The sequence below is a fragment of the Selenomonas sp. GACV-9 genome, from assembly GCA_900116485.1.
Classification (GTDB): domain Bacteria; phylum Bacillota; class Negativicutes; order Selenomonadales; family Selenomonadaceae; genus Selenomonas_A; species Selenomonas_A ruminantium_G.
Map to the genome: position 1 here is coordinate 99,400 of FPAX01000005.1, position 12,625 is coordinate 112,024.

Genomic DNA, 12,625 nt, shown 5'->3' on the forward strand with positions numbered 1-12,625 from the left:
AAGAGTATGGATTACTCTTCGCGCGGATCGATCGTCTTGACAGCGTCAGCGAAACGGCCCTTCGTGCTCGTGTTGGCTTTGATAGCTTCGTTAGCATCTTTGCCGGCACGGACTGCTTCCATGACTTTGCCAAGCTGAACAACTTCGTAGCCGATTACGCGGTTCTCTTTGTCGAGACCGAGTTTCGTAACATAGCCTTCAGCGAGTTCGAGGTAACGCGGACCTTTCTTGAGCGTGCTGTAGAGCGTACCCGTCTGGCTGCGGAGACCTTTACCAAGGTCATCGAGGCCAGCGCCGATTGGCAGACCATCATCGGAGAATGCAGTCTGGGAACGGCCATAAGCAATCTGCAGGAAGAGTTCACGCATAGCGGTGTTGATGGCATCGCAAACGAGGTCAGTGTTCAGAGCCTCGAGGACCGTGAGACCCGGCAGGATCTCAGCAGCCATTGCTGCGGAGTGGGTCATGCCCGAGCAGCCGATCGTCTCAACGAGGGCTTCCTGGATGATACCGTCTTTGACGTTGAGCGTCAGTTTGCAGGCACCCTGCTGCGGAGCGCACCAGCCGATACCGTGAGTCAGGCCGCTGATATCCTGTACATTCTTGGATTTAACCCATTTGCCTTCCTCTGGAATCGGAGCAGCGCCATGATGTACTTCCTGCGCTACGCATGCCATGTCTTCCACTTTCTGTGAATAAGCAATCATTGTTCGTATTCCTCTCTTTTCTAAAATATAATACTGAGGTGCAACCTTTAAACAAGCGCCCGTAAGGGGCTAGCATGGGAAATGGGCACCACGCCCGTGGTGTCCTTCCCCCCGCTTACGCACCCTTGCTCAAGGGATGCTGCCTCTGACCTGCGGATAATTAAAGTTCGACGAGGTTCTTGCCGGTCATCTCGCTCGGGATCTCGACACCAGCCAGCGTCAACAGCGTCGGTGCGATGTCGCAGAGAGCGCCGTCCTTGACGGATTTGACGCGGTCGGATACCACGATGAACGGAACCGGATTCGTCGTATGTTTCGTGAAGGGCTGGTTGTTGTCGTAGTCCATCATCTTGTCAGCATTGCCGTGGTCAGCCGTGATGCAGACCTCGCCGCCGACTTCGCGGATGGCATCGACGAAACGGCCAACGCACGTATCAACCGTCTCAACAGCCTTGACAACTGCCGGGAATACACCCGTATGACCAACCATGTCGCAGTTCGCATAGTTGAGGATGATGAAGTCATACTTGCCGGACTTGATAGCCTCGACGACTTTATCCGTTACCTCGATAGCGCTCATCTCCGGCTGCAGGTCATAGGTTGCGACCTTCGGAGACGGAACGAGGATGCGGTCCTCGCCCTTGTACGGCTCCTCAACACCACCGTTGAAGAAGAACGTTACATGGGCGTACTTCTCCGTCTCAGCGATGCGCAGCTGCGTCATGCCCTGAGACTCGATGATCTCGCCCATGGTCTTCGTGATGGACTCCGGCGGGAATGCGACCTTGGCATTCATGCCATCCTCATAGTGCGAGAACGTAGCGAACGGGATCTTGAGATCCTCGTCACGCTCAAAGCCATCAAACGTCTCATCGACGAAGATGTGCGTGAGCTGACGGGCACGGTCCGGACGGAAGTTGAAGAAAATAGCGCCATCGCCATTCTTCATGCCCTCATAGCCCTTGATGACGCACGGTACAACGAACTCGTCGTTGGCACCATTGTCATAGCTGGCTTTGAGGCCTTCCACAGCCGAGTCTGCGCTGACGCCCTCAGCATGAGCGATAGCCTCATAAGCCTTCTGCTCGCGATCCCAGTTGTGGTCGCGGTCCATTGCATAGTAGCGGCCGCTGATCGTAGCGATGCAGCCAACGCCGACTTCTTTGCATTTTGCTTCGAGTTCCTCCAGGAACGGCTGAGCACTCTGGGGCGGAACATCACGGCCATCGAGGAAAGCATGGACATAGACTTCCTTGATGTCGTTCTTCTTAGCGAGCTCAAGCAGGGCATAGAGGTGTGCCTGATGGCTGTGAACGCCACCCGGAGAAACGAGGCCCATCAGATGCAGGGCACCGTTATTTGCCTTTACGCCATTGACGATATCAAGCAGTGCTTCGTTCTTGAAGAAGTCGCCGTTCTTGATGTCGCGGGTGATGCGCGTGAGCTGCTGATAGATGATGCGGCCAGCGCCGATGTTGGTATGACCAACCTCGGAGTTGCCCATCTGGCCATCCGGCAGGCCGACATATTCGCCAGAAGCCTGCAGCTGGCTCGTCTTATAGTTTGCGAGAAGGCCGTCGAGTACCGGCGTGTTAGCTACCTGTACTGCGTTGTTCTTATCGCTTTTGTCACCGAGGCCGCAGCCATCCATGATGATGAGTGCAACCGGTGCGTTTTTGAGTTTTGCCATTTTAAGATACTACCCTTCTAAGAATCAGTAGTTGACGATCTGGCTGAAGTCCTGAGCCTTCAGGGAAGCGCCGCCTACGAGTGCGCCATCGACGTTCGGCTGCTGCATGAGGTCTTTGATCGTAGCCGGTTTTACGCTGCCGCCGTACTGGATGCGGATAGCGTCAGCTGCTTCCTGGCCGAATTTCTTCGCAACAGCCTCGCGGATTGCCTTGCAGACTTCCTCAGCCTGCTCGAACGTAGCCGTTTTGCCCGTGCCGATAGCCCAGATTGGCTCGTAAGCGATAACGAGTTTAGCAACCTCAGCAGCCTCGAAGCCTTCGAGAGCAGCGTTGATCTGAGCAACGACATGGTCGATGTACGTGCCAGCCTCGCGGATCTCGAGGGACTCACCGCAGCAGATAATCGGCGTGATGCCAGCAGCGAAAGCAGCACGAGCGCGTTTGTTTACGCCCTCATCCGTCTCACCGAAGTAATCACGGCGCTCGCTGTGGCCGAGGACGACGTAGTCAACGCCGATCTCGTTGAGCATGCCCGTGGAGATCTCGCCCGTGAAAGCACCATTTGCTTCCCAGTGAACGTTCTGAGCACCAACATGGATGTTCGTGCCTTTGACTGCAGCAGCGACAGAGGACAGAGCCGTAGCCGTCGGGCAGACAACAACATCAACCGTTGCATCTTTAACCAGCGGAGCCAGAGCTTTAACCAGCTCAACACCCTGTGCAATCGTGTTGTTCATTTTCCAGTTACCAGCAATAATCGGAGTTCTAGCCATTATATAAAAGCCTCCTCAAAAAATTTAAAATCATCAAGGATGAGCTATACGCATCGCCGCCTCATCAGGAAAAACGATGCGCATTCGTCACCCGGCGCCCAAGGATGGGCGCCTGCGGCCGTAAATTTCCCGGATGAAATTTCCGGCCGCAGTTTCTTTTGGTACTTTTCTTTGCTCCAAAGAAAAGTACCAGAAATCATTATTTATCAGCGATAGCTGCAACGCCCGGCATCTCTTTGCCTTCGAGGAACTCGAGGGTAGCACCGCCGCCCGTGGATACGTGGGAGATCTTGTCCGTCAGGCCCGTCTTCTTCAGAGCAGCAACGGAGTCACCACCGCCAACGATGGAGATAGCGCCCTCTTCCGTAGCTTTAGCAACAGCCTCAGCAACAGCCAGCGTGCCGTTTGCGAAAGCGTCGAACTCGAATACGCCCATCGGTCCATTCCAGACAACCGTCTTAGCGCCTTTGAGAGCCTCGACATATTTCTCAGACGTCTTAACGCCGGAGTCAAGAGCCTGCCAGCCAGCCGGAACTTTGTCGACATCAACCGTCTGGGTATTGGCATCAGCAGCGAACTTGTCAGCGATGACGAGGTCAACCGGCAGGATAACCTCAACGCCCTTCTCCTCAGCTTTCTTGAGGAGGTCACGAGCGAGGTCGTATTTGTCCGGCTCGCAGAGGGAGTCACCGATTGGCAGGCCTTTAGCTGCATCGAAAGTATGAGCCATACCGCCGCCGATGATGATCTTGTCGACTTTCTCGATCATGTTGTTGATAACGCCGATCTTATCGGAAACCTTAGCACCGCCGATGATAGCAACGAACGGACGCTGCGGAGCCTCAAGGGTCTTGCCGATGTAGTTGATCTCTTTTTCCATCAGGAAACCGGCAACAACCTCGACGTACTGAGCGATACCAGCGTTGGATGCATGGCCGCGGTGGGAAACACCGAAAGCATCGTCAACAGCGATATCAGCCAGGGATGCGAGCTGTTTTGCAAATTCCGGATCGTTCTTCTTCTCAGCTTTGTGATAACGGAGGTTCTCAAGCAGCAGGACTTCGCCCGGTTTGAGGTCAGCAGCAGCCTTCTCAGCCTCAGCGCCAACGCAATCCGAAGCCCATTTCACATCTTTGCCGAGGAGCTCGGACAGATGAGCAACGAGGTGCTTCGTGGAGAACTGCGGCTCACGAGCCTCGCTCGGACGGCCGATATGGCAAGCCAGGATTACAGCAGCGCCGTTGTCGAGCAGATAGTTGATGGTCGGCAGCGTGCGAACCATACGCGTATCGTTGGTGATGTTCTGGTTCTCATCGAACGGGACATTGTAATCAACGCGGACAAATACTTTTTTGCCTTTGACGTCAATATCTTTGATGGTTTTCTTATCCATTATGAAACCTCCAAAATAATCTTTACATGATAAAAAAATTGAGGTCCGGCCCAAGTTTTAGGCCGGACCTCAAAAGATCTTCGTTTTGTTCAGTTACGAATCAAACAATTAGCCGAGCTCAGCGAAGTATTTGATCGTGCGAACCATCTGGCTCGTGTAGCTGTTCTCGTTGTCGTACCAGGAAACAACCTGAACCTGCGTGCCACCCTCAACCGGGTTAACCATCGTCTGAGTAGCATCGAACAGGGAACCGAAACGCATGCCAACGATATCGCTGGATACGATCTCATCCGTGTTGTAACCGAAGGACTCCGTAGCCTGAGCCTTCATAGCTTCGTTAACCTGCTCAACGGAAACGCTGCCTTTGACAACTGCGTTGAGGATCGTCGTGGAACCCGTCGGGGTCGGAACGCGCTGTGCAGCACCGATCAGTTTGCCTTTGAGTTCCGGAATTACGAGGCCGATAGCTTTAGCAGCGCCCGTGGAGTTCGGAACGATGTTGCAAGCTGCTGCACGGCTGCGACGGAGGTCGCCTTTACGCTGCGGGCCATCGAGAGTCATCTGGTCGCCCGTGTAAGCGTGAATCGTGCACATGATACCGCTCTGGATCGGAGCGAGGTCGTTCAGTGCTTTAGCCATCGGAGCAAGGCAGTTCGTCGTGCAGGAAGCAGCGGAGATAACCTTGTCCTCTTTCGTCAGCGTCGTGTGGTTAACGTTGTATACGATCGTCGGGAGGTCGTTACCAGCCGGAGCGGAGATAACAACTTTCTTAGCGCCTGCAGCCAGATGTGCAGAAGCTTTCTCTTTGGAAGTGTAGAAACCAGTGCACTCGAGAACAACGTCAACATCATGTTTGCCCCAAGGAATGTCTTTTGCATCCTTCTCAGCATAGATCATGATCTCTTTGCCGTTGACTTTGATGCTGTTTTCGCCAGCCTCAACCGTATCAGCATATTTGTACTTACCCTGCGTGGAATCGTACTTCAGCAGGTGTGCGAGCATTTTCGGGCTCGTGAGGTCGTTGATTGCAACAACTTCATAACCCTCAGCGTCGAACATCTGACGGAATGCGAGACGGCCGATGCGGCCAAAACCATTGATAGCTACTTTTACTGCCATTTGAAAAATACCCCCTAAATTCTTTAGAAGTTCAGTTCTTACAGGTCTAATAATACAATAAGCCAAGAGGAAATGTCAATCTTTTTATCATAAATTCTACCAATTATTCCATGAATCTCTGCCGCTGTTTTCTGACTTTTCTGCATGAATAGCTAACAATAGCCTTTCGTTTTCTGAACTGGGAAAAACACAGATAAACAATAGGAACATCGTGAAAAATACAAAACAGTGACAAGCAAAGCGGCTTGTCACTGTTTAACATGGTATATAAATATTATTTATGCATCCTGCAACGCACCATCATCCATCTTCTCAAGCTCCAGCAGTGCCTGGACATAAATCGCGCACTCGAGACGCTTTTTCTGGATTTCGCAGCCGACTTCATAAGGCTTGCGGATATCGTTGTGGAACAGGTCCGCATTGGCATGGCAGCCGCCCGAGCAGAAGAAGCGCGACCAGCACTCGCTGCATTTCTCCTTGTTGAGCACGTGGCTCTCACGGAAGTACTGGCTCGTCTCCTTGTCCGTGATGCCCGTATCCACCGTACCGATCTTGTACTTCTCACGGCCCACGAACTGATGGCACGGATAGAGGTCGCCATTTTCCGCCACAGCCACATACTCATGACCGGCACCACAGCCCGACAGGCGCTTAGCCACACACGGGCCATTGGAAAGATCCATATTGAAATGGAAGAAGAAGAACCCCTTGCCCTCGCGGTGACGTTTCATATAGGCCTCCGTCAGACGGTCATACTCCTCGCGGATACGCGGCAGATCCTCTTCCGTGAAGCCATACGGGCTGTCCTTGAGGACTACCGGCTCCATCGACAGGATGTCGAAGCCTTCATCGTTCATCGACAGGACATCCTTCGTGAAGTCCATGTTGTTCTTCGTATAGGTACCACGCAGATAGGTGTAGACACCGCGGTAATCGTAGTCACCACCCTTGCGGCTGGCCAGGCATTTCTTGAAGTTGGCAATGGCACGGTCGTAGCTGCCCTGGCCACCAGCCAGCGGGCGCATAGCATCGTGGACTTCCTTGCGGCCGTCCAGCGACAGCACGAGGGCAAAGTCGTTATCGTTGAGCCACTTGATATTCTCATCATTGAGCAGGATGCCGTTCGTCGTCATCGTGAGCTTGAACTTCTTGCCCGTCTCCTTCTCACGCTGGCGCGCATATTCCGTAACAGCCTTGACTGTCTTCATGTTCATGAGCGGCTCGCCACCGAAGAAGTCCATCTCGAGATGCTTGCGCGGGCCGCTGGCCTTGATCAGATAATCGACAGCCTTCTTACCAACCTCCGGCGTCATGATGGCGCGCTCCTGGCCATAGCTGCCGCCATCGCCAAAGCAATACTTGCAGCGCAGGTTGCAATCCTGGGCAATCATCAGGCAGATGGACTTGACGAGGCCCGTCTGCTTGAACGTAGGCGGCACGTCGATGTCCGGTGCAAAGAGCTCGCCGGCATCCATCAGCGCATGGAGCTCCACGAGGGCCTCATCGACCTCAGCCTGCGGATACTTGCCAGCCATGGCCTCACGCACAGCTGCATCGTTCGTGCCATCGAACGTATCCATCATGTCATAGATCATCTTGTCGATGACATGGACAGCACCGCTGTTGATGTCCAGCAGGATATACGTCCCATTCTGCTCAAATTTATGGATTCTTGCTTTCATTCTGTTCCCCGTTCTCCTTAACCAATACTACTATATAAATAAAGAAGATTCATAAGAAAAAGCCTTCCCGGTAAAGGGAAGGCTCCAATGCGATACTTACTTCTCGCAAACCTGATTGCCGACCGTGCAGGAAGTCTTGCATGCGGACTGGCAGGAAGCCTGGCACTCGCCGCAGCCGCCCGTCTTGAGCGTAGCCTGCATTTTCGGCTTGTTGACCGTCTTGATGTGTTTCATCATTAGCCCTCCTATCAAAATAGAATCTCAGTCTATTATATCGTCTTTTCCCTGGCAGTACAAGGAATTATTTCTGACAACTCTCCCGCAGACGCCCGCAGAACGTCACGGGCTGAAGTCCTAATGCCTCGGCAAAATCAACAGCCACAGCAAAATGCGCGCCAATGGCATCGGCCGTATGGGCATCAGACCCCAGCGTCACATACCGGCCGCCGAGCTCGCGGTAGCGCGTGTAGATGGGCACGAGCTCCTTGAGAGCCCGCCGGCTGCCGAGCCGCCGCGTGTTGAGCTCCAGCACTGTATCCGTCTCGATGACAGCCCGCAGCACTTCGTCGATATCCTCCTGGAAGCTGCCATACTCAACCTCAGGATTTTCATAGGGCGCATAGCGGGCAATATAGTCGATATGGGCCAGCACGTCAATGAAGGTATGGCTGCGCACATTAGCGGCCATGCTCTGATAATATTTATGATAGAACTCGGCCTTGGTCAGATTGCCATAAGCCTCTTTATAATAGATATCCTGGCCGTCCACCATATGGATCGCGCCGATGACGAGATCGAAGGGCAGCCACTCGGTAAACTCACGACTGCGATCGCAGGTAGAGGCCTGCATGCCGACCTCGACACCGAGGCGCAGCCGGCTGCCACGCAGATGCTCATAGGTATGCCAGTATTCATCGGGATTGAAGGTAAAGTCGATCTCGCCGGGATAGTCCAGGTCAAGATGCTCAGTAAACACCAGCCCCAGGCCGAGTTTCTCGGCAGCGGCCATAGCGTCCTGCGCCTTCATCTCCGAATCACCCGAAAACTCGGTATGGCTGTGACTGTCAAACAGCATGAAATCAGCCCTCTTTCTGTGCAGCATAGGCCTCTTGCAGAGCCTTTGCCAGCTGGTCAGGGCATGAGGTCGTGCGGTTGTTGCAGGTATTGCCCGTGAACCGCCCGATGACAAAGTCCATATCCATGCCAGCGACAAGCTTTGCGATTCCCTTGAGATTGCCATTGCAGCCACCCTCGAACTCCACCTTCTTGATGGTCTTGCCGTCTAATTCTACGGTAATCTTGCGGGAGCAGGTCCCCTTGGTCGTATATTCGTAAATGCTCATAGGATTTTCTCCTTTCATTCTCTTGCTGTTTTTCTCTATCTTACTGAAAACCACTTATATTTTCAATCGCTAGTCATTATTTTTTTCGATTTCCATAAAAATTTATTGGTAAAATTGTCCTATATGGGCTATACTATAATAAGTTTAATAAATGATTAGAGGGTTTTCTGCATGGATACCAAAAGTCACCCAATACCAACTACATTTGACAGTGATGTATTCTCGGCCTTAGAGAAATTCGACCGCCGGGTTTATTTCCGCTGGGACCTGACTACGGACGTGCTGGAACTCCACGGGCCGGCACATCCCAATTCGTACGATATCGCACCACGGATAGCGCCAGCATCAACCATCCTTTGGCATTCAGGGCTCTTGCACCAAGAGGATGCAACGATTCTCCGTGTCTATCTCAACACGATCTTTTGCCACCATATCCACCGCCCAAAGGGAAGCTGCAATCATATCTGCAAGCTCCGGCTGCGCGGCAATGGCTGCCATGAATACATCTGGTCGGAAATCCACCTGATTACCTATTTTGATGGCTTCATGCCTGTCGTCGCATATGGCAATATCCGCAATATCCAGGCACAAAAGCTATGGCAGCAGCGCATCGAGCGCGAGGCCGCGCACGATCAGCTCACGGGGCTCCTCAACAAGGATGCCACCCGCCTGCGTATCACCAAACATCTTGCCAGCCTGTCTCCCGATATCGATCAGGAAGCACTCCTGATCATCGATGCGGACGGCTTCAAGGAAATCAACGACAGCTTTGGTCACCTCTTCGGCGATGCCGTACTGACCGACATGGGCAATGCGATTGCCCATAACTTCCGCCAGTCCGATATCAAAGGCCGGATAGGCGGCGATGAATTTCTCGTGCTGTTCCGTAATATATCAGATCCCGAGATACTGCACGACCGCTGCCAGTCGCTGATTCGCCAGCTCGAACGCCGCTACAAAAATGGCCAACAAGAGCTGCCTTTTTCCATCAGCATCGGCGTTGCTCAGTATCCCCAGCATGGTACGACCTATCAAGAGCTATTCAAGCATGCCGACCGGGCACTCTATGAATCAAAAAATCTTGGTAAGAACCAATATACCATCTACCGCAGCAGCCTGCTCGGTCAGGCCTCGGTCACCAGCCATCGCACGCCAAAAGATTTTGAGGACTTCCAGCAAAAAGCCTTCAAAGACAACATGATTGAATTCATCTTCAAGCTGCTCTATGAGACAAACAGCCCGGATGCAACCATTTCGATTTCTCTGGGCATGTTCGGTAAACTATTCAATCTCGACCGCGTCGGCCTCGATCTCTATGATCCCGACACGAATCAATATACGACAGCCTATGAATGGCTGAGCCCTAACGGTATCTCGCTGAAATCCTCCGAGCGCGCAGATGATACCTTCGACAGCATCAGCATGCGCAATACACTCATACTCTCGGGCTATAAGGCCACTTCCTACGGTGTCATGTCCATCTGCGAAGATACTTCAAAAACTGCCGACAGGTACCAGCCCGCTATGGCGGCGCTCCATCTCGGTGCTTTTGCCCACTGCATGATTACCCACGGCTCTGACACACTTGGCTGCATCGGCTTTGAATACAGCCGGCCACATACTATCGACGATGAATGCCGCCATGCCCTTAGCGTCTTTGCTGTCATCCTTGGCAACATCCTGCTGACCTCTTACTCTGACGACAAGCTGCGGCAGCAGAACATGCAGTTGCGCAGCCTGCTCGATCACATGCAGGAAATGATTTACGTCGTTGACAAAATCACGATGTCACCCATCTACTTCAACCGAAGCATCCGTCAGGCACTCCCTGATGTCAACGCCGGCCATCCCTGCTATCAAGTATTGCACAAGCGCAGCACGCCTTGTCCGGGCTGCCCCGTTCTGCAGCTCTCCGGCGAAGGCAGCGAGTACATCCAATGCAATCTCAACAACTGGGATAAAGAACGGCCGACCTGCACTCGGGCCTGCAATCTCCATATCGACAAAATCGACAACACCAGACCACTAGCGCTGGTCATCCAAGAACCCATTTAAGCATGAACGACCAAGGAGCTGGGAACCACAGGCAGATTCTGCCTGCGGTTCCCAGCTCCTTTGCTATCCCTATATAATAAGCCTTTTATTTTTTGCTGAACGCATAAATCTTGACCATCAGGAACGTCACTGGCACGCTTATCAATGCCGCGAGCACGAAACTCACGACGGGCGCAAAGCCCAGCCAGTTATACAGCACCAATACGGAAACATTCTCAATGATCGCATTGCCAACATACGAGAGCGCAAACTTGAAATACTGATAAAGCTGCGGCCGCGTCGGAAAAATCAGCCAGCAGTTCAAAAGATACGCCAGGATATTGCTTATGACATAACCGATATTGAAGGCGATATTGGCATCCTCGATGCCATACTGCATGAGGACAGCCGCAAACAAGCTGCAGTCCAGCGTATTGACGACGCCCACGACGACAAACAGGATAAACTCCTTTGTCCAGAATTCCTTTTTCAGTTTGTCGGTCATTTGCCCCATGTCCACGTTCTCCATCCTTCTCCCCGCTATCCAAAGTCCTTTCTATTATACCCTGCCCCGCGGGAAAAAGCATCCCTATCCCATAAATTTTCCTGCGTGCTATAATGGAACTATATCCAGCACAAAGTGAGGCTTTGCTTATGTTTTCATCATTTCCTATCTGGAAGAAGAATCTGTTCATCTGCTGCGTCGCATCGTTCATCGTCTCCATCGGCATGAGCCAGATGGCACCAATCCTGCCGCTCTATATCGCCGAACTCGGCGTCGATAACTCCGCTGATGTCGCCCGCTGGGCAGGCATCGTCTTTGGCTGCAACTTCATCAGCCTTGCCATATTCTCCCCCATCTGGGGCCGCCTCTCCGACCGCTTTGGCCGCAAGCCGATGATCCTGCGCGCCTCGGGCTGGCTCGGCCTCATCATGATTGGCATGGGCTTTGCGCAAAGCGTCTGGCATCTTGTCATCCTGCGCCTGCTGCAGGGCTGTCTCAGCGGCTTCCAAGCCGCCGTGATCCCGCTGCTCGCCCAGGAAACACCGAAAAAGCATTCCGGCTGGGCCATGGGCATGTTCTTCACAGCGCAGGTATCCGGCGGTCTCATGGGGCCCGTATTCGGCGGCTGGCTTAGCGAGGTCATCGGATTCCGCGGCTCCTTCCTGTTCATCGGCACCTGCTGCCTGCTCGGCTTCCTCGCGCTGACACAGGTACAAGAGACAAAAAAAGCTGCCCGCGCCGAAAGCGCCGACAGCTCTCTTCCCTCATTCCGCGAATTACCGCAGCGTGGCGTTATCCTCGGTGTATTCCTGACCACTGTGCTGCTGCACTTCTCGCTGACCTGTGTCGCACCGCTCCTGACCGTCTATGTGCAGGAAATCGCAGGCAACATCGATCATCTTGCCATCATATCCGGCGCAGTCTTCTCCGCGGCGGGCTTTGCCAGCATGCTGTTTGCCTCGCGGCTTGGCAAGCTTGCCGATCGCATCGGCTCCGAACGCATCCTGTTCTCCTGCCTGCTGCTCTCAGGCCTGGTCTCCATCCCCCAGGGATTCGTCACCGCCCCCTGGCAGCTTGGCGTCCTGCGCTTCGTCCACGGCATTGCTATCGCCGGTCTCATGCCCTCCACCAATAACCTCATCCGCCAGCTCGCACCACCAGCTCTGATGGGCCGCATCTTCGGCTTCAATCAGTCCGCCCAATTCATCGGCATGTTCAGCGGCGCCTTCTTCGGCGGCCAGCTAGCCGCCCAGATCGGCATCCGCAACCTCTTCCTGCTCGTCGCGGCATTGTTGATTACAAATGCCCTTTGGTGCAAAGTAAAGATAAAAATAACGTAAATATAGACACGAAAAAAGCCGCAACCTTTTGCACAGGT

General features: G+C 53.3%; 12 protein-coding genes. 2 read left to right on the plus strand and 10 right to left on the minus strand.

Going from position 1 to position 12,625, the window contains the following annotated elements; genetic code table 11:
- Nucleotides 1-11 precede the first annotated feature (11 nt).
- From BM322_RS06545 to BM322_RS06585, 9 genes are all read right to left on the minus strand, one after another.
- Entirely contained in the window at nt 12-704 is a 693-nt protein-coding gene (locus BM322_RS06545) for a nitrogen fixation protein NifU (RefSeq protein WP_033171577.1), read from the minus strand.
- A 163-nt stretch (nt 705-867) separates the two neighbouring features.
- A complete protein-coding gene (gene gpmI, locus BM322_RS06550) occupies nt 868-2,397 on the minus strand; it encodes a 2,3-bisphosphoglycerate-independent phosphoglycerate mutase (RefSeq protein WP_075429101.1) in 1,530 nt (509 codons plus the stop codon).
- A 24-nt stretch (nt 2,398-2,421) separates the two neighbouring features.
- Nucleotides 2,422-3,171 carry a triose-phosphate isomerase gene (tpiA, locus tag BM322_RS06555; protein ID WP_075429102.1) on the minus strand — a complete coding sequence of 250 codons (750 nt, stop codon included), beginning with the start codon at nt 3,169-3,171 and terminating at the stop codon, nt 2,422-2,424.
- 199 nt (nt 3,172-3,370) lie between these two features.
- Nucleotides 3,371-4,564 carry a phosphoglycerate kinase gene (locus tag BM322_RS06560; protein WP_075429103.1) on the minus strand — a complete coding sequence of 398 codons (1,194 nt, stop codon included), beginning with the start codon at nt 4,562-4,564 and terminating at the stop codon, nt 3,371-3,373.
- A gap of 108 nt (nt 4,565-4,672) precedes the next feature.
- A complete protein-coding gene (gene gap, locus BM322_RS06565) occupies nt 4,673-5,683 on the minus strand; it encodes a type I glyceraldehyde-3-phosphate dehydrogenase (protein ID WP_075429104.1) in 1,011 nt (336 codons plus the stop codon).
- A gap of 278 nt (nt 5,684-5,961) precedes the next feature.
- Nucleotides 5,962-7,365 (minus strand): thioether cross-link-forming SCIFF peptide maturase, encoded by a 1,404-nt coding sequence (scfB, locus tag BM322_RS06570; protein WP_075429105.1) that lies wholly within the window; start codon nt 7,363-7,365, stop codon nt 5,962-5,964.
- A gap of 96 nt (nt 7,366-7,461) precedes the next feature.
- Nucleotides 7,462-7,599: a six-cysteine ranthipeptide SCIFF gene (gene scfA, locus BM322_RS06575; RefSeq protein WP_075429106.1), complete on the minus strand. Its 138-nt coding sequence runs from the start codon at nt 7,597-7,599 to the stop codon at nt 7,462-7,464.
- 67 nt (nt 7,600-7,666) lie between these two features.
- On the minus strand, nt 7,667-8,440 hold the full coding sequence (locus BM322_RS06580) for a histidinol-phosphatase HisJ family protein (RefSeq protein ID WP_075429107.1): 774 nt from the start codon (nt 8,438-8,440) through the stop codon (nt 7,667-7,669).
- A gap of 4 nt (nt 8,441-8,444) precedes the next feature.
- Nucleotides 8,445-8,708 (minus strand): TIGR03905 family TSCPD domain-containing protein, encoded by a 264-nt coding sequence (locus BM322_RS06585; protein ID WP_075429108.1) that lies wholly within the window; start codon nt 8,706-8,708, stop codon nt 8,445-8,447.
- 171 nt (nt 8,709-8,879) lie between these two features.
- On the opposite strand from BM322_RS06585, the gene BM322_RS06590 reads away from it, so the two are divergent.
- Nucleotides 8,880-10,763, plus strand: coding sequence for a GGDEF domain-containing protein (locus BM322_RS06590; protein ID WP_075429109.1), 1,884 nt, complete (start codon nt 8,880-8,882; stop codon nt 10,761-10,763).
- An 85-nt stretch (nt 10,764-10,848) separates the two neighbouring features.
- On the opposite strand, the gene BM322_RS06595 is transcribed toward BM322_RS06590, so the two are convergent.
- Complete coding sequence (locus tag BM322_RS06595) at nt 10,849-11,271, minus strand: GtrA family protein (RefSeq protein ID WP_318254555.1); 423 nt, start codon at nt 11,269-11,271, stop codon at nt 10,849-10,851.
- Between the two features lie 125 nt (nt 11,272-11,396).
- Here BM322_RS06595 and BM322_RS06600 point away from each other — a divergent pair, with 125 nt between their 5' ends.
- Nucleotides 11,397-12,587: an MFS transporter gene (locus tag BM322_RS06600; protein ID WP_075429110.1), complete on the plus strand. Its 1,191-nt coding sequence runs from the start codon at nt 11,397-11,399 to the stop codon at nt 12,585-12,587.
- Nucleotides 12,588-12,625 lie beyond the last annotated feature (38 nt).

Bases quoted from the DNA above. Each gene is read 5' to 3' on its own strand.
- gpmI (WP_075429101.1), bottom strand. From the start codon at position 2,397: ATGGCAAAACTCAAAAACGCACCGGTTGCACTCATCATCATGGATGGC.
- tpiA (WP_075429102.1), bottom strand. From the start codon at position 3,171: ATGGCTAGAACTCCGATTATTGCTGGTAACTGGAAAATGAACAACACG.
- BM322_RS06560 (WP_075429103.1), bottom strand. From the start codon at position 4,564: ATGGATAAGAAAACCATCAAAGATATTGACGTCAAAGGCAAAAAAGTA.
- gap (WP_075429104.1), bottom strand. From the start codon at position 5,683: ATGGCAGTAAAAGTAGCTATCAATGGTTTTGGCCGCATCGGCCGTCTC.
- scfB (WP_075429105.1), bottom strand. From the start codon at position 7,365: ATGAAAGCAAGAATCCATAAATTTGAGCAGAATGGGACGTATATCCTG.
- scfA (WP_075429106.1), bottom strand. From the start codon at position 7,599: ATGAAACACATCAAGACGGTCAACAAGCCGAAAATGCAGGCTACGCTC.
- BM322_RS06580 (WP_075429107.1), bottom strand. From the start codon at position 8,440: ATGCTGTTTGACAGTCACAGCCATACCGAGTTTTCGGGTGATTCGGAG.
- BM322_RS06585 (WP_075429108.1), bottom strand. From the start codon at position 8,708: ATGAGCATTTACGAATATACGACCAAGGGGACCTGCTCCCGCAAGATT.
- BM322_RS06590 (WP_075429109.1), top strand. From the start codon at position 8,880: ATGGATACCAAAAGTCACCCAATACCAACTACATTTGACAGTGATGTA.
- BM322_RS06595 (WP_318254555.1), bottom strand. From the start codon at position 11,271: ATGGAGAACGTGGACATGGGGCAAATGACCGACAAACTGAAAAAGGAA.
- BM322_RS06600 (WP_075429110.1), top strand. From the start codon at position 11,397: ATGTTTTCATCATTTCCTATCTGGAAGAAGAATCTGTTCATCTGCTGC.